This is a genomic window from Mucilaginibacter sp. 3215, assembly GCF_050433785.1.
In the GTDB taxonomy this organism is placed as follows: domain Bacteria; phylum Bacteroidota; class Bacteroidia; order Sphingobacteriales; family Sphingobacteriaceae; genus Mucilaginibacter.
In genome coordinates this window covers 238,376-263,138 of sequence record NZ_JBNPWO010000003.1, presented here as the reverse complement: position 1 = coordinate 263,138, position 24,763 = coordinate 238,376, and the positions used below count along the sequence as shown (strand labels likewise).

General features: G+C 43.7%; 14 protein-coding genes. 10 read left to right on the top strand and 4 right to left on the bottom strand.

All coding sequences use genetic code 11. The annotated features are described in order from the left end of the window. The first annotated feature begins 21 nt into the window (after window positions 1-21). The 7 genes from ABIC84_RS07620 to ABIC84_RS07590 all read left to right on the top strand — a co-directional run bounded on the left by ABIC84_RS07620 (window position 22) and on the right by ABIC84_RS07590 (window position 14,456). Window positions 22-1,791, top strand: a complete 1,770-nt coding sequence (locus tag ABIC84_RS07620) for a RagB/SusD family nutrient uptake outer membrane protein (RefSeq protein WP_426580941.1) — start codon at window positions 22-24, stop codon at window positions 1,789-1,791. 77 nt (window positions 1,792-1,868) lie between these two features. Then, window positions 1,869-5,483, top strand: coding sequence for a VCBS repeat-containing protein (locus ABIC84_RS07615; RefSeq protein WP_429263183.1), 3,615 nt, complete (start codon window positions 1,869-1,871; stop codon window positions 5,481-5,483). Window positions 5,484-5,493: 10 nt separating this feature from the next. After that, window positions 5,494-6,816, top strand: coding sequence for a vanadium-dependent haloperoxidase (locus tag ABIC84_RS07610; protein WP_429263182.1), 1,323 nt, complete (start codon window positions 5,494-5,496; stop codon window positions 6,814-6,816). 15 nt (window positions 6,817-6,831) lie between these two features. Then, the gene (locus ABIC84_RS07605) at window positions 6,832-8,397 is read left to right on the top strand and encodes an FG-GAP repeat domain-containing protein (protein WP_429263181.1); all 1,566 of its coding nucleotides are present in this window, start codon (window positions 6,832-6,834) and stop codon (window positions 8,395-8,397) included. A 16-nt stretch (window positions 8,398-8,413) separates the two neighbouring features. Then, window positions 8,414-9,967 (top strand): FG-GAP repeat domain-containing protein, encoded by a 1,554-nt coding sequence (locus ABIC84_RS07600; protein WP_429263180.1) that lies wholly within the window; start codon window positions 8,414-8,416, stop codon window positions 9,965-9,967. A gap of 169 nt (window positions 9,968-10,136) precedes the next feature. Continuing rightward, window positions 10,137-12,926 (top strand): glycoside hydrolase family 2 protein, encoded by a 2,790-nt coding sequence (locus tag ABIC84_RS07595; protein ID WP_429263179.1) that lies wholly within the window; start codon window positions 10,137-10,139, stop codon window positions 12,924-12,926. Window positions 12,927-13,136: 210 nt separating this feature from the next. Continuing rightward, a complete protein-coding gene (locus ABIC84_RS07590; protein ID WP_426589730.1) occupies window positions 13,137-14,456 on the top strand; it encodes a flavin monoamine oxidase family protein in 1,320 nt (439 codons plus the stop codon). 28 nt (window positions 14,457-14,484) lie between these two features. On the opposite strand, the gene ABIC84_RS07585 is transcribed toward ABIC84_RS07590, so the two are convergent. After that, window positions 14,485-15,735: a glycosyl hydrolase family 8 gene (locus ABIC84_RS07585; RefSeq protein WP_429263178.1), complete on the bottom strand. Its 1,251-nt coding sequence runs from the start codon at window positions 15,733-15,735 to the stop codon at window positions 14,485-14,487. Continuing rightward, window positions 15,689-16,639, bottom strand: coding sequence for a LysR family transcriptional regulator (locus ABIC84_RS07580; protein ID WP_429263177.1), 951 nt, complete (start codon window positions 16,637-16,639; stop codon window positions 15,689-15,691). Before ABIC84_RS07580 ends, ABIC84_RS07585 begins: the two co-directional genes overlap by 47 nt. Window positions 16,640-16,728: 89 nt before the next feature. Between ABIC84_RS07580 and ABIC84_RS07575 the strand changes: the two genes are divergently transcribed. Genes ABIC84_RS07575 through ABIC84_RS07565 form a run of 3 tightly spaced genes read left to right on the top strand, consistent with a single transcriptional unit; the run spans window position 16,729 to window position 22,516 of the window. Beyond that, complete coding sequence (locus tag ABIC84_RS07575) at window positions 16,729-18,132, top strand: TolC family protein (protein WP_429263176.1); 1,404 nt, start codon at window positions 16,729-16,731, stop codon at window positions 18,130-18,132. Between the two features lie 18 nt (window positions 18,133-18,150). Beyond that, window positions 18,151-21,396: an efflux RND transporter permease subunit gene (locus tag ABIC84_RS07570; RefSeq protein ID WP_429263175.1), complete on the top strand. Its 3,246-nt coding sequence runs from the start codon at window positions 18,151-18,153 to the stop codon at window positions 21,394-21,396. Next, window positions 21,389-22,516: an efflux RND transporter periplasmic adaptor subunit gene (locus tag ABIC84_RS07565; protein WP_429263174.1), complete on the top strand. Its 1,128-nt coding sequence runs from the start codon at window positions 21,389-21,391 to the stop codon at window positions 22,514-22,516. The genes ABIC84_RS07570 and ABIC84_RS07565 overlap by 8 nt, the downstream gene beginning before the upstream one ends. 193 nt (window positions 22,517-22,709) lie before the next feature. Here ABIC84_RS07565 and ABIC84_RS07560 read toward each other — a convergent pair whose 3' ends face one another. Both ABIC84_RS07560 and ABIC84_RS07555 read right to left on the bottom strand, forming a co-directional pair. Beyond that, window positions 22,710-24,140 (bottom strand): serine hydrolase domain-containing protein, encoded by a 1,431-nt coding sequence (locus tag ABIC84_RS07560; RefSeq protein WP_429263173.1) that lies wholly within the window; start codon window positions 24,138-24,140, stop codon window positions 22,710-22,712. 75 nt (window positions 24,141-24,215) lie between these two features. After that, window positions 24,216-24,755, bottom strand: a complete 540-nt coding sequence (locus ABIC84_RS07555; protein WP_429263172.1) for a hypothetical protein — start codon at window positions 24,753-24,755, stop codon at window positions 24,216-24,218. Window positions 24,756-24,763: the final 8 nt, after the last annotated feature.

Below are 24,763 nucleotides of genomic sequence, written 5' to 3'. Positions count from 1 at the left end.
GAAATTTTTAATATAAAAGTTATGAAAAAAATTCAAATAAAACTGATCATACCAATAGCATCGCTGTTGGTATGCCTGGTGTACGCGTGCCGCAAGGATATGCTTAACAGGCCCATCCTGCAAAGCTTAAGTCCGAATATCGTTGCCAACAAAACCGGTGTTGAGAGCTTGCTTATTGGTACTTATTCACTGTTGGACGGTGTGGGTGGTAACGGCGGCGGCATAAATGCTGCAGGGTCAAACTGGTTGTTTGGTAGTGTTACCGCTGGTGATGCTTATAAAGGTTCAGAACCATCGGATGGTGGTAACGATATCTTGCCGGTAGGTAATTTTACTTATTCTACCTCGAATCCATACATCAGAGATAAATACAAGCTTTGTTTTAACGGCGTAAGCCGGGCTAATGACGTTTTGCGTACATTACCCTTAGCTAAAGATATCTCGGCCGATGACGTGAAACGCATAACTGGCGAAGCACGATTTTTAAGGGGATATTATTACATGGAGTTGAAGAAGATGTATAATATGATCCCTTACATCGACGAAACCCAAACGGATGCTAATCAGCCAAATGATAAGGATATCTGGCCGAACATTGAAGCCGATTTACAGGCTGGTATTGACAATATTCCTGCCCTTCAATCACAAAAAGGCCGCGCGAACAAATGGATAGCTATGGCATATCTCGCCAAAGCAAAAATGTTTCAACACAAATTTGCCGAAGCTAAAGCGTTATATGATAACCTGATACCTAATGGTACCAAACCAAGCGGCGACCACTTTGCATTGAACGATAACATGCAGAAGAACTTTAGCCCTCAGGCTGGTCAAAAAAACAGCGTAGAATCGGTATTTGCTGCACAATCATCAGTTAATGATAACTCAGGCGGTAACAACGGTAACACCGGCGATGAGTTGAACTTCCCTTACAACAGTGGGCCTGGTGCTTGCTGCGGTTTCTTCAACCCATCACAATCATTAGGTAACTCATTTAAAACAGATGGTGACGGCTTACCATTGTTTACCGCTTTCAATTCGGGTAAAAAAGTAAGCGGTAAAACTGATCCGTACACTGGCACTTTAGATCCTCGTATTGATATCACCATGGGTCGTCCTAACATTCCTTACCTTGACTGGGGCAATCCTCCGGCAAGCTGGATTCGTGACCCTACAGATGGTGTTTTCAATCCACGTAAAAACGTTTATTCATCTGCCGAAAAAGGTACTAATTCAAGTACTGAAAACTACTGGGCAGCCAATGAGGTTACCTCAAACAACATTAACTTAATGCGCTGGAGCGACGTACTTTTAATGGCGGCCGAAGCCGAAGTTGAAGTAGGTAGTACTGATAAAGCACTGGAGTATGTTAATATGGTTCGTAATCGCGCTGCAAACCCTATCTGGTGGGTATATAAAAACTCAACTTACGACCCATCAAAATCTGAGTATACCTCAAAAACAACCCCTGCTGATAATTATTTAGTTAAACCATATCCAGCAGGTAAATTTGCCGATAAAAATTACGCCCGTACTGCTATTCATTTTGAGCGTAAACTTGAATTGGCGATGGAAGGTCAGCGTTTCTTCGATTTACAACGCTGGGATCAGGGTACAGGTAGCATGGCTGATGAAATCAACGCTTTCTTCGCATATGATATTAACGTTAACTCACAGCTGAACGGTGCTCACTTTACTAAAGGTAAAAACGAATATTACGCTATACCTCAAAGTGAGATCGACCTTTCTGGTTCAACAGGAGCTTCAAAATTGAAACAAAACCCTGGTTATTAATTAACCATTGATTTTAAATATTTAACTTTAGGTGGAGATAATTATCTCCACCTTTTTTTATAGTTTACTAACCAATAATGAAGTACACCCTTCCCCTTATATGCCTGATTGCCGTTTTACTTAGTGCCTGTAAAAAAGCCACACTTTTTGAACAGGTTCCTTCTTCGCACTCTGGTATTACCTTCAATAATAAAATTGTTGAAAATGATGCCATAAACCCGCTTACCAAACTTAATCTATACAATGGCGGCGGTGTGGGCATAGGCGATTTTAATAATGATGGCCTGCAGGATATCTACTTTGTTGCCAATACTACATCAAATAAGCTATACCTTAACAAGGGCGATATGAAATTTGATGACGTTACCGACGTAGCCGGTGTAAAGGGCAGTGGCGGATGGGGCAGGGGAGTGGCTATTGTTGATATTAACAACGATGGCCTTATGGATCTTTATGTGTGCTATACTTTGCTTGATGATTCGGTTAAACGCACTAACCTGCTTTATGTTAACCAGGGAATAGGTAAGGACGGCGTACCGCGCTTTAAAGAAATGGCTAAAGCGTATGGCCTTAATGTAAAACTTCACTCAACTATGGCATCGTTTTTTGATTATGATAACGATGGCGACCTGGATATGTACCTCACCGTTAATGAGGCTGTTGCCGGTGATAATCAAAGTACTTTCAGGCCGATAATTACCAATGGAAGTCACCGCAGTACCGGGCAGCTTTACCGCTGCGACTGGGACCAGGCGCTGAAACATCCGGTTTATACCAATGTATCAAAACAGGCAGGTGTAGGCACTGAAGGCTATGGCCATGCCGCTACCATTGTTGATATTAACCGCGATGGCTGGAAAGACATTTACGTAACCAACGATTTTTTAACTGATAACATTTTATACATTAATAATGGCGACGGCACTTTTACCGATAAAGTGAAGGAGTATTTTAAGCACACCGCCTTCAGCTCTATGGGGCAGGATATTGAGGATGTGAACAATGATGGACTTGCGGATGTTTTTGAGGTTGATATGAACCCTGAGGATAACTATCGGAAAAAGATGTTCATGCCGCCTAATAATTACCAGATTTTTCAAAACTTTGACAGGTATCAATATCAGTACCAGTACACCCGTAATACTTTACAATTAAACAACGGGCCGCGAATTGGCGGCAATGATTCCATTGGCGATCCTTCATTCAGCGATGTGGCTTTTTTAAGCGGCGTTGGGCAAACAGACTGGAGCTGGGGACCTATGATAACCGATTTTGACAATGATGGCTACCGCGATATTGTGATCACCAATGGCTATCCGCGCGATGTAACTGATCATGATTTTATAACTTTCAGGCAAATGGCCTATTCGGTAGCGTCAACCCAACAGGTGCTTGACCAAATCCCGATTGTGAAAATACCTAACTATGCTTTCCGTAACACCAACGGAGTGCAATTTGAGGATGTAACCCAAAGTTGGGGACTTAGCGCTCCCTCGTTTTCAAATGGCTGTGCCTATGCCGATCTGGACAACGACGGCACCATGGATATGATTATTAACAATATCAATGACGAGGCATTTATCTATAAAAACACCTCCCGTAAAAATGCAATAAACAGTAGTAACTACTTACACATACAATTTCATGGCGGGCCTAAAAACCTAAACGGCCTTGGTGCTTTTGCCGATATTTATTACGATCACGGCAAACATCAATATTATGAAAATACACCTTACCGTGGCTATTTATCAACCATACAGGATATCGCCCACTTTGGCTTGGGTAACATATCTCAACTCGATTCGGTAGTGATCCGATGGGATAACGGTAAAAAACAGGTGCTTACCCATGTTAAAACTAATCAAACACTCCAGGTCAAAATTGCCGATGCAAAGCTTGATTATACCAATAAACAGCCCTCTGTTGATAATACCGCATTGTTCAAAGAGGTCACTCAATCAGCGGGTATAACCTATAAACATAATGATCAGGATTATATCGATTTTAATGTTCAGAAACTACTTCCGCATAAACTGTCGGAATATACGCCGGCCATAGCGGTTGGCGATGTAGATGGTAACGGCATTGATGATATGGTGGTAGGCGGCACTACAAAATATCCGGCTCAGTTATTATTGCAGCAAGCCAGCGGAAAATTTATTCAGCGCGATTTAGTGCCTCAACCTAAAACTATCATCCCGGTTGGAAATCCCAACGATATGGCACATATGATATCGCCTGTAAGAGTGAAAGACGAAGGCATGTTGCTTTTTGATGCCGACGGCGATGGCGACCTTGATTTGTACGTTGCCAGCGGCGGTTATGAAAGTGAGCCCGGTTCATCAAATTACCAGGACAGGCTTTATGTTAACGATGGTAAAGGCAACTTCAAAATACAGCCCGATGCCCTGCCTAAAAACTTTACAAGCAAACTGTGTGTAAAAGCAGCTGACGTAAACCGCGACGGCAAAATGGACTTGTTTATATCCGGTCGTGTGGATCCCTGGAACTATCCTAAGCCGGTTTCAAGTTTTATTTTGCGTAATGATAGCAAGAATGGTGTTATAAAATTTACCGATGTATCTGCATCAGTAGCCAAAGAATTGAATAAAATAGGCCTGGTTTGTGATGCCGCCTTTACCGATTTTAATAACGATGGCTGGCCCGACCTGATCCTTACCGGTGAATGGATGCCTATTACGTTCCTTAAAAATGATCATGGCATATACAAAAATGTAACGCAAAGCACCAGCGTCGAAAATAAGCTTGGCTGGTGGAACACTATTGCCTCCGGAGATTTTGACCACGACGGTGATATGGATTACATTGTGGGCAATACGGGCTTGAATACTTTTTACAAGGCAACCGATCAATACCCGATTTATATTACCGCTAAAGATTTTGACAACAATGGCAGCTTTGACGCCTTCCCCTCCGTTTTTCTGAAGGATCAGGAAGGCAAGCTACAGGAGTTCCCGGCTTTTGGCCGCGACGATATCGTGAAGCAAATGATCAGTATGCGTACCAGGTTCCAAAATTATCGCTCGTTTGCTACGGCCACAATGGATTCGGTGATAACGCCAAAAATGCGTGAGGGGGCCATTCGCTTAAAAGTGAACTACCTGCAGTCGGTTTATTTGCGTAATGACGGCGGAGGGAAGTTTACGGCCATTCCGCTGCCGGTTGAAGCACAAATGTCTGAATTATGTGGCATTACTGTTGATGATTTTGATGGAGATGGTAACCTTGATGTTGCACTGAACGGCAATGACTACGGCACTGAGGTTGCAACCGGCCGTTATGATGCTTTTAATGGTTTATTGCTAAAGGGAGATGGCAAAGGTGGCTTTAAACCGCTCAGCATTATGCAAAGCGGTATTTATATTCCGGGCGATGGCAAGGCTTTGGTGAAGCTTAAAGGAGCCCGTGGTAACTACCTGTTGGCAGCTACTCAAAATCGTGACAGTATGAAATTGTTTGAACTGAAACGGCCAGTTAAAACCTATAATCTGCAGCCGCTTGATGCATTTGCAACCATAAAATACAAAAATGGTAAAACTGCTAAACAGGAGTTTTATAATGGTAATTCTTTCTTGTCGCAGTCGGGCAGATTCATTAATATTGATGATAACATGGCGTCGATAACTGTAACTGACAGCTATGGTCATCAACGTAATATACCAATTAATTAAACTATTATAAATGAGATGCTTTAAGATATTTATAGCCGCTGCAGTTTGTTCCTTTATATTAAGTTGCGGAGGTAAGCCTAAAAAGATCCCGCTGATTAAGGATGCCGATGTTATCCATAACAATGTTTACCAGCTTACGCAGGTTATTATTTATGACGTATTCAGCCCCCCTGTGTCGAGTCGTATTTATGGATATACTACACTGGCAGCCTATGAGGCACTTCGTTATGGAAATCCCGGCTATAATTCAATAACAGCCCAGCTGCGTGGCTTTGGCAAGCCGCCTGAACCAAAGGAGGGGGTAAAATATAATTACACCCTTGCGGCTACATCGGCATTTTTTGCGGTAGCTCATAAGGTTACCTTCTCTATCGATTCGCTCAAAAAATACGAGGCTAAGGTTTATGCCATGTATAAAGATAACCTCGATGACTCGACCTATGCCCGCTCAATGGCGTTTGGCGAAAAAATTGGTAAGTACATTTTAAAAAGGGCAGCGGTTGATAATTATCCCCAAACCCGCGGCAAGCCAAGATTTTTAGGCAATGATAATCCCGGTAACTGGCATCCCACTCCTCCCGATTACCTGGATGGTGTGGAGTTTTGCTGGGGTACCATGCATACTTTCGCCGTTGACACCTCAACCATGTTCCCTTTACCTCCGCCACCAGCTTTTAGCGAGGATAAAAACAGCGAGTATTTTAGACAAACAATGGAAGTGTATAACCAAAGCAAAAACATTACACCCGAGCAAAAAACTATTGCAAAGTTTTGGGACGATAATCCTTTTGTTATTGAGCATAATGGCCACATGATGTTTGCCAACAAAAAAATCACCCCGGGTGGTCATTGGATTGGTATAACCGCAATTGCCTGTAAACAAACCCATGCTGATGTTATAAAAACGGCCCAGGCCTATGCACTCACTTCAATAGCTTTATTTGATGCCTTTATTTGCGGCTGGCAGGTTAAATATGAAACTAATTACATTAGGCCGGTGACCATTATCAATGATAAAATTGACCACGACTGGCTGCCAATGCTGCAAACGCCTCCATTTCCTGAGTATCCGAGCGGCCACAGCGATATCAGCGGTGCATCGGCAGTTGTGCTAACGCATTTATTTGGCGATAACTTTGCCTATCAGGATACCAGCGATCTGCGTTACATAGGCATGCAGCGTCATTTCGATTCATTTTTGAAAGCTGCCGACGAAACTTCAATAAGCAGGTTTTACGGCGGTATCCACTTCCTCAATAGCGTTAATCAGGGCGCTGTACAAGGAAAACAGGTAGGTGAATACATTTGGAAAAAATTAAAACTTAAAAATTAAGGGCTGAGCTATTTTATGAATTTAAAAAAAAGCTTATTAACCATATCATACCTTTTTTCATTTTCTGCAATATTAGCCGGTTTAACGCTCATCAATAGCTGCAAGCGTAAACCGGCATATCAACCTTATAAATTTACCGGCGATGTGATAGTTGATGGTAAAAACCTGGTACAATTAAAGTGTACCCGCTGCCACTCGTTAGTGCCTGTTGATGCATTACCTAAGGATGTTTGGCTTAACCACACGCTGGTTAATATGGCCCCGCTGCTGCATATTTCAACTTATGGCGGTTCGTCATACTATAAGGATAATCCGCTTGATACTACCGGCGCCACTATTGCCGAATGGACAGCCATTTTAGATTATTATAAAAAAGCTGCACCCGACACCTTGCTGCCGGCTAAAAAGCCCATTCCATTAATAAATGATTGGGCTGGCTTTACGCTTAAAAAGCCTGCACTGGTAAGTTATACCGCTTTTACTACCCTGCTTGCTACCAACGCAGCCACAGGACGTATGTACAGTGCCGATGCGGTGGATGAAAAATTGAATACATGGGATAGTAATTTAAAGATGGACTCACTCGCCAAATTTCCATCAGCCGCGGTTGGGGTTAGTTTTGACAAAGATAGTGCCGGGAATAATATAGGCTTTTTCGCTTGTATTGGGCGTATGGCACCAGTTGATTTTCCGAATGGTAAAGTAGTTAAAGTAAACCTTGATGCGCAGCATGTTAACAACGAACAAACTTATATTGCATCTGATTTGCCCCGGCCTGTTGGCACAATAACAGGCGATTTTAACAAGGACGGTTTGCGGGATGTGGTAGTTTGCGGTCAAGGCAAGTTTAAAGGAGGTGTTTACCTGCTTAAGCAAAATAAGGATCATACGTATGAGCAACAAACCATTTATGACAAGCCGGGTACTGCACAAGCTTTAGCCGGCGATTTTAATAACGATGGCTGGACAGATGTAATGCTGTTAACCGGAAGCGGCGATGAAGGCCTTTGGTTGTTGTTGAATGATCAAAAAGGAGGATTTACCCTCAGGAACCTGCTGCATTTTCCGCCGGTTTATGGTTCAAGCAGTTTTGAATTGGTTGATATGGATCATGACGGCAAACTTGATCTGGTACTGACCTGCGGCTACAACTACCGTGATTCGAGGATCCTGAAACCTTACCACGGCTTATACATTTTTACCAACACGGGCGACTGGAACTTTAAACAACGCTGGTTTTACCCTATAAATGGTTGTACTAAAGCCATTGCCACCGATTTTGACGGTGATGGAGATATCGATATTGCTACGATAGCTTTCTTTGCCGATATGAAAAACACGCCTGCCGAAGAGTTTGTTTACTTTGAACAGGCTAAACCTTTAGATTTTAAACCTCATGCTTTGCCGATTAGTAACCTTGGTCATTGGATGTGTATGGAAATGACCGACCTGAACAAGGACGGCAAACCCGACATTGTATTAGGTAATTATGCAGATGGTTTTATGTTTCAGGATGGTTTTAAACCTAATTGGGATCAGCACCTGCCACTGATAATGCTTGAAAATCACACCAAAAAGTAAAGCGATACCGAACTGTATGAGGAAAGCAGGAGGGGTGAGCATAATAAAACGAAACGTATTGTTGCTGACTATAATATTCGCAGCTGTTGTTATTGCCGCATTGAATAGTTGCGGCGATAATGAACCGAGCGACGAACAGCTTTTGGCCGACGCTAAAAAAACGGCGTTCAAACATTGCGGCAGCTGTCATGAACCGCCCGATGCTTCTTTACTGGATAGTGCCACCTGGGACAAGCACATATTACCAGCCATGGGAGCAAAACTTGGCATGCGCCCTTTTATGGACCAGTATATAGCCGGTCCAGGGGCCGCGCTCTCTCTTGCCGATTGGACAAAGATTGTTGTTTACTATAGGTACGCCTCGCCCAAAAAACTAAAAATTCCTAAACCGGATGCCCTGCTCGATTCGGCTATATTTTCGGTGAAAAGACCTGCTAATGCTGACACAAAATCAGGGGAGGCCATGACCACCATGGTTAAGTTTAATGACGTTGATAAGCACTTTTATACAGGAGATGCCGGCAATAAGCTTTACCGCTGGAGTAGTGATCTTACAGCTACCCTGGTCAAAAAATTCCATTCGCCTATAACCGATGCTACCTTTTATCAATCGGCAACCGAACCTAACAGCGCCGTAGTTACCTGCATCGGGATCCTTCCGCCTAATGATCAACTCAAAGGAACCTTAACACATATTAATCTCGACAAGAAATCAAAAGATACCACCCTAATGGCCGATAGTCTGCCACGCCCGGTTAAAAGTGGGACGGCCGACTTTAACAAAGATGGCCTGATGGATTATGTTAGTTGCGGTTTTGGCCGCGACCGGGGTGGTTTGTTCCTATTACAGCAACAAACTAATCATACATTCAAAAGAAAGATCATCCGTGCAGTTCCTGGTCCTGAAATAGTTTATACCGGCGATTTTAACGGCGATGGCTGGCCTGATATTGCCTGCCTGTTTGCCCAGGCTGATGAAGGGATCTGGCTGTTTCTGAACGATAAAAAGGGAGGATTTACTACCCAAAATATCATACGTTTTCCATCTGTATATGGGTCAAGCAGCTTCCAGTTGGTGGATGTTAACAATGACGGCAAACTCGACATTGTATATACCTGCGGCGATAACAATGATTACTCGCCTATATTTAAGCCCTATCATGGAGTTTATATATTTACCAATCAGGGCAACTGGAAATTTATACAAACCTACTTTTACCATATCAACGGCTGCTCCAAAGCAATAGCCGCCGATTTTGATAAGGATGGAGATCTTGATCTTGCTGTAATAGCTTTCTTTCCTGATTATAAATATCATCCTACCGAAGGTTTTACCTATCACGAGCAGGTTAGTCCGGGAAAGTTTAAAGTACACGAGGTTCCCGTTAATTTATTAGGTCGTTGGATTTCGATGGAAGCCGGTGATATTGATGGCGATGGCGATACTGATCTGGTTTTGGGCAATTTTTCGGTAGGGGCGCAGGGCCTGATGAACCAAAAGGATTATAAACCCAACTGGGATATGTACGGGCCAATTATTGTACTGCAGAATAAAACAATCAAGAAGTAGGGTTTCATTAACCGTTTTAACAAGGACAGAGGTTGTCTTGATAAGAAACTGGTAAATTGATTACTAAAGCCCCAAAACGTATCATTTGTACAATAAATTGATAAATAAGTACCGCTGTATCTGGTTGTATGTTAAGTAGTTTTACCATACTTATTTATTGATATACTAAATGAACAAAAGTATCCGCTCTGCTTTAAGTGTTATGGCAGCCTGTGTTTTGCCCGCCATTGTTTCGGCACAATCAGGAGTTGTAAAACAAGTTAAATTAAGCAATTTCGATCTGCAATCATCGGCTTTGGTAAGTGCACCAGGCACTGAACTTTCCAATACACAATACCACTCGCCGGTATACTGGTTTCCTGTAAAAGTACCATCTACAGTACTCACCGGACTGGTGGCCAATCACATTTATCCAGACCCATACCAGGGCCTTAATAATATGCTGATCCCTGATGCCTCCGATCAGTTTAATAAAGAATATAACCTGGAACAATACAGTCATTTACCCAATGACCCTAATCCCTGGAAAAAACCATACTGGTACCGCACTACTTTTAAAGTGCCTGCCGCAGATAAAGGCCGTCGTTTCCAATTGATCTTTAAAGGTATCAACTACCGGGCAGCTGTATGGCTTAACGGCAAGCAAATTGCCGACAGTACCCAGATGGCTGGTATGTTTGCTGAACATAACCTTGATGTAAGCAATATAGTTAAAGCTGGTGCTGAAAATGCCCTCGCCGTAAAAATTTATCCGCTTGATTATCCGGGATATCCTGCAAAGGAGCAGTTGAAAGCCCTCGGTCCGTTTTATGAAAATGGGGGCCCAACGGGTGATATCGGCAAAAACGTAACTATGCTTTGTTCATCAGGATGGGATTGGATCCCGCCCGTGCGCGACCGTAATATGGGGATCTGGCAGCCAGTGTTTTTACGCACAAGTGGCGCGGTAACTATCGGCAGGCCAAAGCTGATTACGGATTTGCCAAGCCTGCCTGATACCGGTACAGCCAAGCTTTCATTAAACCTGACATTAACCAATAATACAACTGCAACACATGGCGGTAAACTAACCGTCAGCATAAAGCCCGAAAATTTTGCAGGCGCACCGGTTCAGTTTAGTCAGCCAGTCGTTGTACCTGCTGGTGCCGAAAAAGCGGTCGACTTAAATGCCGATAAGATTAGTCAACTGATAATCCATCAGCCTAAATTATGGTGGCCTAACGGTTATGGTAAGGCAAACTTATACCGGATCCGTATGCAGTACGCTGAAGGGAATACTGTAAGTGACGATACCACTTTTGCATTTGGCATCCGCAAGGTGGCCTCAAAAGCCGAAACTACAGCCAACGGTTTTGTGCGCCGTAAGTTTTATGTTAATGGGAAGGAAGTGCATTTGGTAGGTGGTGCCTGGGTACCTGATATGATGGTGAACCGTGATTCGGCCCGTTACGATTACGAGATGCACCTGTGCCGCAATGCTAACGTTAACCTGGTACGGATCTGGGGCGGCGGCGTTACTGAGCCTGATGCTTTCTGGAATGCTGCCGATAAATATGGGCAGATGGTATGGTCGGACTTTTGGATCACCGGCGATACCCAGGGCGAATTTAAAGGTTCGCCTGATTGGCCGCTGGAAGGTAACGTATTCATCAAAAACGTAGAAAGTACCATCTATCGCATCCGTAACCATCCGAGTTTATTGGTATGGACAGGTGGCAACGAAGGCCATGCCCGTAAAGAGCTATATGATGTAATGCGTAATGATATCATCACTTTAGATGGTACGCGTCCGTTCATTCCAAGTTCATCGGGTTTTGCCAAACTGCCTGCCGGCTGGAAGGGCTCGTGGCCTGATGAGATGCCATCGGGTGTTTACAGCGGTGGCCCGTACGAGTGGAAGGATCCTAAAGACTATTATAAGCTGGCCGATGATGCTAAGGATTGGGTATTTAAAGATGAAACAGGCTTACCATCACAGCCGCCTTATACAACCCTGCCAAAAATTATCCCCAATTTAGTTTGGGATACCAATTTGCCATTCCCGCTTAATAATTCATGGGGTTACCATGATGCAGCTACCGGAGCAGGTAAGTATGATAAATATTATGAAGAAATGGCTAAAAGGTACGGTAAACCAAGCAGCATTGTTAATTTCTCGGACAAGATGCAGCTCATGAACGCTGTAGGTTACCAGGGTATTTTTGAAGCCGATGGTCATAAACTGAACGAAACCGGTGGCGTAATGCTCTGGAAATTGAACGCAGCGTTGCCGAGTGTTATATGGCAAATTTACGATTGGTATTTGGAACCCAATGCAGGCTACTATACCATGCAAAATGCCTGTGAACCTATCCACATCCAGTATAATTATGATAATTCATCAATAGCAATCATCAACCGTACACACCATGCCACCGGAAGCTTAACTGCTACAGCCGATATTTATGATATCAACAGTAAACTGATTAAATCAGAAAAGGTTGGCAATTTAGGATTGGCGCAAACTGGCGTTAAGGAAGTGATTCAGCTCAAAGATGCACTTGCCGCTACCAAAGGCGTAAGTTTTGTAGTGTTGAACCTGACTAATGCGGCAGGTAAAACCGTATCACATAATGTTTACTGGCTATCGGCCACTGATGACTTTACGTCATTGAACGATATGAAACATGCACAGGTGCAGGGAAAAGTGATCAAATCCGAAAAAGGGGTAAGCGAAAATAAATGGACTATGAAGTTTACCAATAACTCCAATCAACTGGCATTCTTTGTTCGCCCGCAATTGATGAAAAACGGCGAGGAGGTAATGCCAAGTTACTGGACTGGTAATTATTTTAGCCTGGCGCCACATGAAAGTATTATAGTATTGGTAAGTGCCCCGGTAGCCAAATTAGGCGCGGTAAAATCAACCGTATTACTTGAAGGCTGGAATCTGGATAAGCAGGTGATAACATTGCCCTAAAATTTTTTAAACTTAATATGCTCGCAAAGGCGCGAAGACGCAAAGTTTTTTCTTAGCGGCTTCGCGCCTTTGTTGCTATAACATTAATAACAAAACCGTTAGCTTTAAGCTTTGTGCATTCAGCTTTTAGCTTTTTTTAAGTTAAATTTTGTTTAAGAATGACTTGCCATACAGGTTCTGTTTTGAAAATCTGCTTATCTTGCTCAACGCATTTTACATATGGAAAATACAGATGTAATTATCATAGGAGGGGGAGCCGCGGGTTTGATGGCCGCGCGTACGCTTGCCAAAGCAGGTAAAAATGTTGTGCTGCTTGAAGGACGCAACCGGCTTGGCGGCCGCATTCATACGCTGGAACATGGCACCTCCCTGGAGCCGGCAGAACTGGGCGCCGAATTTATTCATGGCGATTTACCCATAACCCAAAGCTTGCTTAATGAAGCCGGCATTAAATACACTCCGGCCTCCGCCTCTATGTGGAAATATGAGGATGGAAAGTTTATAGCCGAAGGGCACGTTATTGAGCATTGGGACGAATTTATGGAAAGCATCATGAAACTGAAGCATGATATGAGCATTGAAGCATTCATGCAGCAGGAGTTTTCGGGCGAACGATATGGAGGGCTCCGGGAATCGGTGCGGGGCTATGTATCGGGATATGATAACGCCGATCCCAAAAAAGCCAGCGCCTTTTCAATCCGTAAAGAGTGGCAAAATGAGCATGAGGATGCACAATACCGTGTAGAAGGTGGTTATTGCATGTTGATCAGCTACCTTGCAAATGAATTTAAACAGGCAGGTGGGCATATCTACCTAAATGCGGTAACAAAAGATATTGACTGGGGAAAACACCATGTTACGGTAAGTACAGATATAGGGATAACCTATCAGGCCCAGCAATTATTGATTGCTGTACCGCTTGGAATTTTACAGGCTGAAGCCGGATTGAAAGGAACACTAAGTTTTGACCCACCGGTTGATTATTATATTAAGGCATTAAAATCGCTTGGTTTTGGCGCGGTGATCAAGGTGCTGCTTGAGTTTGACGAAGCATTTTGGTACAGTGAGGAAACCCGGCAAATGACCGGTGCCGATCTCGAAGATATGGGCTTTCTATTTTCAAATAAAGCAATCCCCGTTTGGTGGACCCAAATGCCGGTACATCGCCCGCTGCTTACCGGGTGGCTTGGTGGACCACCTGCTGCCGCCCGTATAAATACCAGCGACGAGGATGTTTTGATAGAAGCACTCGGCTCCATCTCCAATATTTTTAAGATAGATATCGCGAAACTGAAAGAAAAACTCCTTACCTGGAATGTAATCAACTGGACTGTCGATCCGTTTTCGAGAGGTTCATATAGCTATGATACCATAGAAACAGCCGAAGCACGAAAGATCCTGAGCCATCCTATTGGCGATACCTTATTTTTTGCAGGCGAGTATCTGTATGAAGGAACGGCAATGGGAACTGTTGAGGCGGCTTTGACGAGTGGGTTGAGGGCTGCGGAGATGTTGTTGGACTATAAATAAAAAAATGTCAATGACATGATTGTAGATGCTATTGTCCCTTCCAGTAATTTCCACTCACAATAATCATATCCAACATTTTGATAGTATTATCGTAATAATCATAATCCTTCAGTTTAAAGGCTATTAGATAATCCCAGACTTTATTAAGCCACTGCTGATTACTTTTGTCAACCATGGCCGATACCGTAAATGGCGCTATAAAACTTAAAGCTTCGAAGTATCTGCCTTTAATATCATTACCTTCAAGCGTATATCCTGCCGAAATATTATCCGGATTGCCATCAGTAGTTTGCCTGATCCATTGATTTATTGGACTAACAAAGCCTTTAGCGCGTTTATCGCCATATAATAAATAATCGGTAGCTATGCGCCACGGTACCCTACAAGCATTGTAGTTATAATAACCGTCATACTTTGATTCCATATAGTTGGGTTGAGCGGGCCGCGCTTTTGTATTTATGCGTCTAATAAAATCGGGCACCAGGCCAGCGTCTGGGCTATAGGTTTTCTGCAGATAGTTAAATAAGCGATAGTTGTTATCAATAGCTTTTTGCCATTTACCGGTTTTTGATGCGCTTTCAAATGCTTTGAAGTTGGCAGGCATAAAATCAGAAGCGCGCATATCATAATAATCTTCGCTATCTCCGTCGCTGCCATCGCTTAATAAAACAGAAAACGTTTTAGGATTGATTTCATAGTGCATAATTGCCGCCATCGCGATCCTGGCTTCCTGCAGGTAATTGATATGGCCTTTGCTTCCCCATTGCTTATCGGCCAATAAGAGGGAGTAAGCGATATCCATATCGCCGTCGGTGGCGGCATCCCGGTCGTGGTTTTTACAGTTCTTTAGCTGGGCCCAGGCCATTAAATAGGGCGATGTTTTAGCGGGATGGGATTTGTAGTAATTATACAAACCATCGTAAATGTTTTTTGCCTGTTTATCATATCCGGCCATCAACGCTGTGATCACCATGCCGTAGCCTTGTCTTTCGGATACGCATTCTTTACCTGGCTTTTCAAACCAAACATAAAATTGATTTTTATCGCAGCCGGGTTTAATGTACCTGTGTTTCCATTGATCGTAAAAAGAGGTTACCTGTCTATCAAGCTGTTGCTGATTGATGTGATTGGGTTTTATTGTACCGGCAGTATACCGGCAATGTTGCGGAAACGGCCTTAATACAGCTTGTGCATGAAGGCCGTTCGTTAATAATATTAAAAATAGCAGCAGACTATATCGCACGCAACTCGGGGTAGGCGGAAACCTCTTCAGCATCATTGCACAATAACTCGGTTTTGCAGAAATGGTTCTTGAGGCAGCTCAAAAAGTTTTGGATTGCCGGTGTATCCTTACAGGTAGCAGCGTACCAGGTGCGTTTAGCTATGCTATGGTGTAGTGGTTTTGTAACAATGTGTTTACCGGGCAGGTACGGCTTCACAATCCAGTCGGCCATAACGCTTATTCCGAGGCCTGCATTTACCATCTCAATAGTGGCGTCGGTATAGTGGATCCGGTTCAATGTTTTGGGCTTTACATGCTGCTCCTGGATGAGGGTTTCGATGATTGGAGTTTCCTGGTATGAGGGGTCATAAAGGGCGAGGATCAGCTCCTGATCCTGGAAGTCGCAGATGTCGATAACGGCCTTTTTTGCCAGTGGATGATCGGCCGGTAAAATACATATCAGGCGGTCTTCAAAAATGGGTTCATACACTATCTGTGTGTTCACCATTTGGGTGCGCACAATACCGAGGTCAAGGTCGCCGCGCATGAGATATTCGAGTGGTCGGCGACTGGCATCCGAAACTATATTTATGTTAATATCAGGCCATTGGCTCTTGAAATCCTTGATTACGCCGGGCAGCCAATGGTACGCCGTATAGCATTGCATACTGATATTAAGCTTGCCGGTTTTGCCATTTTTATAGTTGTTAATATCCTCTTCAAGGGTGCGTATTTCTGCCAATATTTTTTCCGAACTTCGTAGGAAACGGTATCCCACTTCGGTTAGTTGAAGCTTCTTTCCCTGGCGATGGAACACCTCTATATCCAGTTCCTTTTCCAGCTCTTTTAACTGGTGGCTCAGGGCCGATTGAGTTAGGTGTAAAGCGCTCGCTGCTTTGGTCAGCGAACCCTCTTTTGAAATGGTATCAACTAACCTGAAATGATGTAATGCAATATTCATTATTAGTTTTGCTAATGATTTACACAAAATTAATTCATTTTTTTCATGAATCATATAGATATACATTTGCTGTGTATAAAATACACCTCATGTTAAACACAAATTCAAAAAAATTACTCCTGTTTTTTTTGAGTGTTTCATATGTCTTACACGTACAAGCCCAGCAAAAAGTCCTTTCCATTAAGGATGCTGAACAAATGGCTCTTGCTAACTATGCTTCTATTAAGTCGAAGGCAAACCAGCTTAACGCCTCTAAGGCATACCTCAAAGAAACAAAAACGGAGTATCTGCCGGATGTAAATTTTTCCGCGCAGCAGGACTACGGAACAGTGAACGGCCAAAACGGACCATCGTATGGTTACCGCGGTCTGTCGGTATCCTCATCAGGGCCAGCTTTGGCCAAACAGAACTGGAATGCCGCATTTGGCGCTCTGTATTTAACCAACGTTAGCTGGGACTTTTTCGCCTTCGGCAGATCGAAGCAAAAGATCGGCGTACAAAAAACCATCGTATCGCGCGACGAAACTGATCTTGCACAGGAGCAATTTCAGCACCAGGTACGCGTTGCAGCCACGTATTTAAATCTACTTGCAGCACAACAGCTTGCCAAGGCGCAGCAGGATAACCTTAACCGTGCAATGGACCTGCAAAAGGTTGTAGTAGCCCGCGTAAAGAACGGTTTAAATCCGGGTGTGGATTCTTCGCTGGCCAATGCAGAAGTATCTAACGCTAAGATTGCGCTTACCAATTCGCAGCAAGCGGTACAGGATCAAAGTAATCAGCTTTCTATTTATCTGGGTATTCCGGCGCAGGAGTTTCAGCTGGACAGCGCTTTTATTACCAAGCAGCCAAACAACCTGGAAGCATTGAGCGCTGTTGCCACTACAGATCACCCTACTTTAAAATTCTACCAAAACAGGGTAAACGTGAGCGATCAGCAAGCTAAATATCTCCGCACTTTCGCCTTGCCAACCTTTAGCCTTTTTGGTGTTTACCAGGGCAGGGGATCGGGCTTTAAGCCGGACTATGGCACCAACCAGGATAGCTACACCGGCAGCTATGGCGCAGGTGTTGACCCAACCCGTTATAACTACCTGTTTGGAATAGGTATGGTATGGAACTTTACCAGCGTTTTCAGGACCCACTACCAGGTTCAATCACAAAAGTTCACATCAGAGCAATTGAAAAACGACTACGAACTGGTTGATAAGCAACTGGAAGCACAGCGTACCCTTGCCGAAACACGCATAGGCAATGCCCTTAAAAATGTAAACGAAGTACCGGTTGAAGTTTCGGCCGCTAATAACGCTTACATTCAAAAATATACGCTGTATAAAAATGGACTATCAAACATAGTTGATTTTACACAGGCGCTTTATACCCTTAACCGGGCCGAGGTTGACAAATACATAGCCCTGAACAATGTATGGCAGGCGCTGCTGTTCAAATCAGCAGCTACCGGCGATTTCGGGATTTTCATCAATAATTTTTAACAGTTACACACATATACAATGGGAATGATAAAAGGGGCGCTGCAAAAACCAATTACCATATTGGTTATAGTAGCCGGGTTGTTCTTCTTCGGTATAAATGCGGTACGGACTATCAAGATCGATATATTTCCCGATCTGAACCTCCCGGTTATATATGTATCGCACCCATACGGCGGTTTCACCCCAAACCAAATGGAAGCTTACTTTGGTAAGCAATACGTTAACCTGCTGCTTTTCGTATCGGGTGTAAAAAGCATCGAAACAAAAAATATACAAGGCTTAACGTTAATAAAAGTTACTTTTTACGAGGGCACCAATATGGCCCAGGCTGCGGCGGAGGTCACGAGTTACACCAACCGGGCGCAGGCCGCGTTCCCGCAGGGATCGCAGCCACCCTTCATTTTGCGCTTTGATGCCTCAACGCTGCCGGTTGGTCAGTTGGTGTTGAGCAGCGCTACCCGAAGCAATAACGAGTTGCTCGACTATGCTTTGGTTTACGTACGTTCGTCATTTACCTCTATCCCGGGACTTGTTGCACCTGCACCTTTTGGTGGTAACCAGCGTACTATCCTGATCAAGGTTGACCCAAACCTGTTACGCTCGCACAATTTAACGCCCGACCAAATTGTGGCTGCCCTGCGCGAGAATAACCAGAACACCCCTGCAGGTAACGTGCGTATAGGCGATTACAACTACCTTGCACCTTCAAACACCACCATAAAGAAAATCCCGGATTTTGGAGATATCCCGCTTTATAAAAATGGGATCCAAACCGTGTTTATGAGGGATGTGGCTACTATTGAAGATGGTGCCGATATTACCAACGGTTACGCCCTCATTAACGGCAAACGTTCAGTTTACCTCCCAATCACCAAATCGGCCACGGCCTCAACCTGGGAAGTAGTGCAAAACCTGAAAAAAGCATTGCCAAAATTCCAGGCCTTGCTACCCGATGATGTGAAGCTGTCGTTCGTGTTTGACCAGTCAGTTTATGTGATTAACGCGGTAAAAAGTTTGGCCGAAGAGGGCGCGATAGGGGCGGTACTTACCGGGCTTATGGTATTGTTATTTTTGGGTGATAAACGCGGAGCGCTTATCGTGATCCTTACTATTCCCACCTGTATTATCTCGGCTATATTCTTCCTGTCGCTGGCACACCAAACCATCAATATCATGACGCTGAGCGGGCTTTCGCTGGCAATAGGTATTTTGGTGGATGAGTCGACAGTGACGATTGAGAATATTCACCAGCACTTTGACATGGGCAAGCCGAAAGCTTTGGCTATCTGGGACGCTTGTAAAGAGATCGCTTTCCCTAAATTGCTGATCCTGTTCTGTATCCTGGCGGTGTTTGCACCTGCATTTACCATGAACGGGATTCCGGGAGCATTGTTCCTCCCGTTGGCGCTGGCTATCGGTTTCTCGATGATTGTATCTTACTTCCTGGCGCAAACCTTTGTGCCTATCATGGCCAACTGGATCATGGTAAACAAGCATGAAGACCACAGCCATAAAGATGGTTTTGCGTTGGAAGATGAAGGTGAGCCATGGGAGCAGAAAGAAAAAGCCATGAAGGCTGCCCTTGAACATACAGGCGGCGAGGTTACCCGTTTTGACAAATTCAGGGACAGCTTTATGCGCCTGATGGACCGCATGCTGCCTAACCGCAAAATACTGGTAACGGTTTATGTAGTAGTTGCTTTTGGCCTTGCTTTCCTGCTGTTCAATATCATAGGGCGTGACGTGTTGCCTAAAGTAAACTCTGGAACCTTCCAGGTACGTTTACGGGCTGCTGATGGTACGCGTTTAGAACGTACGGAATTAATTGCGGTTAAGGCCCAGCACATATTGGGCGATATCGTGGGTAAAAACCACATAGCTATAACTTCAACATTTGTTGGTTCGCACCCTTCATCATTCTCAACCAACCCAATCTACCTGTTCATGGCTGGTCCGCAGGAGTCTGTTATGCAGGTAAGCTTAACCGAGGATTATAAGGTTAACCTTGATGACCTGAAGGAAAAATTTAGGCATGAGATGGCCAAACAGTTGCCTGATGTTAAACTATCATTTGAGCCAATTGAGTTAACGGATAAGATCCTGAGCCAGGGTTCGCCAACGCCTATTGAAGTAGCTATTACCGGTAAAAACAAAAAGCAAAATGTTGAGTATGCCTTTAAGGTTATCAATAAACTTAAAGATATCAAATACCTGCGCGATGTGCAGATAGGTCAATCATTTAATTATCCAACTATCGATATTAATATCGACAGGCAACGGGCCGCACAGCTTGGGGTAGGTTTAAATGATATATCACGTTCATTGGTAGCTTCAACCTCATCATCAAGGTTTACCGAAAAGAATAACTGGATTGATGAAAAATCAAACTTAAGCTACCTTGTGCAGGTACAGGTACCAGAATACCAGATGGCCAGTTTGAATGATGTTAAGGAGATCCCTGTACTGGCAAACCAGGCCCGCCCGGTTTTGGGTGATGTAGCTGATGTTAAAACAGGTACCACCTTTGGCGAAAACGATAACGTAGGCGCTGTGCCAACATTATCAGTAACGGCAAACATCAACAAAAAGGATTTGGGTACTGCAACCAATGATGTGCAGAAAGCCATTGACGAATTAGGCAAACCACCGCGCGGTTTAACAGTTGAAATGCATGGTATGAGCCAAACCCTTACCGATACCCTGAACAGTTTGCAAGGCGGTTTATTAGTAGCGGTATTGGTGATCTTTTTGATGCTGGCGGCAAACTTCCAGTCGTTTAAAATGTCGATGGTAGTTTTATCAACTGTGCCTGCCGTATTATTTGGTTCGTTGCTGTTGGTTAAGATCACGGGGGCTACACTTAACCTGCAATCATACATGGGTATGATCATGTCGGTAGGCGTATCTATTTCAAACGCCGTGTTACTGATCACCAATGCCGAAGAGCTGCGCAAACATAACGGCGATGCATTAAAATCGGCCCGCGAAGCAGTAGCATTACGTCTTCGCCCTATATTAATGACCAGTTTAGCCATGATTGTAGGTATGATCCCGATGGCATCGGGCTTAGGTGAAGGCGGTGATCAAACATCACCATTAGGTCGGGCTGTTATTGGTGGGCTTATCGCTTCAACTTTTGCTGCGCTGCTGATATTACCATTGGTTTTTGCCTGGGTACAAGGTAATGCCACAACTCAATCTGTTTCATTAGACCCGGAAGATAAAGAAAGTAAATTTTATGTCCCTTTGCACCACCATGAATAAGCTAAAAAATAAATCGATATTGCTGCTTGCCGTTTTAGCAATGGCAATAGGCTCATTGAGTGCCTGCCACTCGGATGATAAAGAAAAGAAAGAACAACAGGAAGAGCAGGAGCAACAGGAAGCTGTTGAAACGCCAACTGTACAAATTGTGCCCATAACAAAAGGCAGGTTAAGCAGCAACATCACCATACCTGGTGAGCTGATCCCTTATCAACAGGTTGACCTGTATGCCAAAACCAACAGCTATGTTAAAAAACTTTTGGTTGATATCGGTTCGGAAGTACACCAGGGGCAGTTATTAGCTGTGCTTGAAGCGCCGGAAATTAATTCGCAACTGGCCGCTGCACAATCACGCATTAAGCAATTTGAAGCGGTTTACTTTGCCAGTAAAGCCACTTATGACAGGCTGGTAAGCACCAGCAAAACGCCGGGTACAGTTTCACAAAACGATCTGGAACAAGCCGAAGCTAAAAAGAATGCTGATGAAGCTAATATTGATGCCGCTAAATCCGGCTTAAAAGAAGTCTCAGCTAATTTAGCTTACCTGGAGATTCGCGCTCCGTTTGATGGTGTGATCACCAGTCGTAATGTAAACCTGGGTGCCTATGTTGGGCCGGGTGGTAAAAGTACCGATCCCTTGTTTACCATACAGGATCAGGGCCGTTTACGTTTGGTAGTATCTGTACCTGAAGTTTATACCGGCGCGTTAAGCAATAAAAGCGAGGTTAATTTTACCGTAAGGGCTTTACCAAGTCAAAAATTTACCGCCCAGGTAAAACGTATAGCAGGCGCGCTTGATGAAAAATTACGTGCCGAACGCCTGGAGATGGACGTTTACAATAAAGACAAAAAACTGCTTCCCCACATGTTTGCCGAAGTAAGTGTACCACTGCCTGCCGGCGACAGTACTTACGTGGTGCCTAAAACAGCCGTTGCAACTTCAACCGAAAAAGTTTTTGTTATAAAAGTTGTTGACCACAAAGCCGTTTGGGTGGATGTTAAAAAGGGCCTGAGCAATGGCGATAGCATCGAAATCTTCGGTGGCGACCTGAAACCTGACGATAAGTTGGTAAAAGCAGCATCAGATGAGATCAGAAATGGATCGACCTTGAAATATTAATAAATTGAATTGGCTGAATAGATTCAGCCACATGGATAGTGCGAAGGAATAGAAGAGCCCGAAAGCTGAAAGCTTTCGGGTTTCTGTTTTTATGTAAAAAATGTCATTACGAGGAGGAACAACGAAGCAATCGCACGGAACCAAATCCGCTCTGTAAAGCATGCAATTGCCGCGCTGCGTATATGCTATTTCACTATTTTATATCGGCTTGCAACTTCTTAATAATGCCCGTGCCCACAGCATCTGTATTCTCAGCCGCATTGGATAGTACAACTACTGCCAGTTTCTTATCCGTATTAAAAGCCAGGAAGCTACTGCTGCCGTAAGTGCCGCCGTTATGGAAAATATACTCCACACCGTTGACCAAAATGATGTGCCAGCCAAGCGCTATTTTGGCATCCTTGCTATAAGTGATTTGATGGGTTAGCTCAAAAGTCTTTGATAGCTTATCAGTGCCATTTGCCATGTTTGCCTTTGCATATATCAGCAAATCATTTACCGTTGAATGCAGGGCTCCGCAGGCGGCAAGGGCATTAAAATCCCAGGCTACCGTTGCATCGCCGTATTGACTGTATACTTTGGTAAAATGGGTCAGTTGTAAAGCGCTTAAATGCTGTACAGTATTTTTCATCCCCAATGGGCTGCAGATCACTTCCTGCACCATCTGATCAAATGTTTTGCCGCTTACCTGTGATAATATCGTTCCTAATAAACCCACTCCTAAATTGGAATAGGCGTATTGTTCTCCCGGCTTGCTATTGAGTTTGCAGGTTTTCAGATAACTGAACAGTTGTCGTTTATTATAACTTTTATAAGGATTTGCTGCACTTGCCGAATCAAACTGCAGGTTTTCCGGGATCCTTGCTAATCCGGAAGTATGATTGCTTAATGTTTGCAAAGTTATATCATTCAACGCCGCATTGGTTTTTACCGAATCGGGCAGGTATTGGGTGATGGGATCGGTTAGCTTTACTTTGCCCTCGTTGGCGTAATAAGCCAGCAGGGTAGCGGTAAAGGTTTTGGTAATAGAACCAATTTCGAAGATTGTATTGCCCGTTGGTAGCTGGTTATTGCCACGGGCGGTTTCTCCGTAATTATAGGTGCTGATCTGCCCGTCTTTTAATATGCCTATGCTGAGGCTTACCGTATTTGCTTTTTGTATGTAGGGGCGGGCAATTTCATCAACCTGTTTATCCATTGGGTTGAGCAGCTTGTTGGATGTAGGTACCTGTGTAGTTTTATCGGCAGTAATGTCTTTGTAGGGCTGAAACAGGAAGAGTTCAATTTTATTCCCTGCATCGAGGCTCATAAGCAGTTGCAATGTTGCCGACTGAAATACCAGTTTGTAGGTACTTACCTTGTTGTTAACAAAGCTGATTACCGTTGAACCTTTAATTTCGTTTAGGGGAAACAATTGCTGCTCGGTAAGACTGCGGAACTGGCCTGCACTTACGGCATGCCTGAAATTAGGCCCGGTTAAGGTATAAATGGAGTCGGCCTGTTTGGCGTTAAAGAATTTTTTCATCAGCACAAATACCGAATCAGTTTTAAACTGCTGATGGCTTTGGGCGAAGGTTATGCCTGGGATAAATAAAAGTAAGATAAAACAGAACCTGAGTTTCATGAAAAGTAATTCGTGTTTAATTAAATGTCGTTTAGTCTATAGTCTGAAGGAAAAAGCAGACTTACGACTACTGACTTAAATATCTTGGTAATCTTTAGCAAAGTAATTATCAGCCAAAGGATCGGTTAGGCGCACAAAACGTTTTTCATTGTATTTCCATTTCATGCGAAATATGATAACGGCAATACCGGCCCCGATTATATAATTATAACCAATAAAAGCAAACATATCGCCGGGTTCGGCAAGCAATGTGTGCATGTCTTTGCCTTTGAAAATTAGCCAGGCTACACTTGTGATAAGGGATATAGCTAATCCAAAAATGAACCCGCCATCGATAATGGAATAGTTCCACTTGCCGCGCTTGCGTGAATGTTCCCACTTTTTTACAAAGCTGATATTGTCAATATCTTCTTCAGTGAGCCCTTTGGCTTTAAGCTTTTCGGCCTGGGTTAATTTATACTGATAACGATAATACCCCTGTACAAACGAGAATGGAAAAAATATAAGGAAGATGATATTGTTGTGGTCATAAAAGTATAAAACTGCAATTATCGCAAGATAAAGCAGCTCTCCTTTGTAAGTATGTTTCAGATATGTTTTAAAATTGAACTTCATACCTGAAA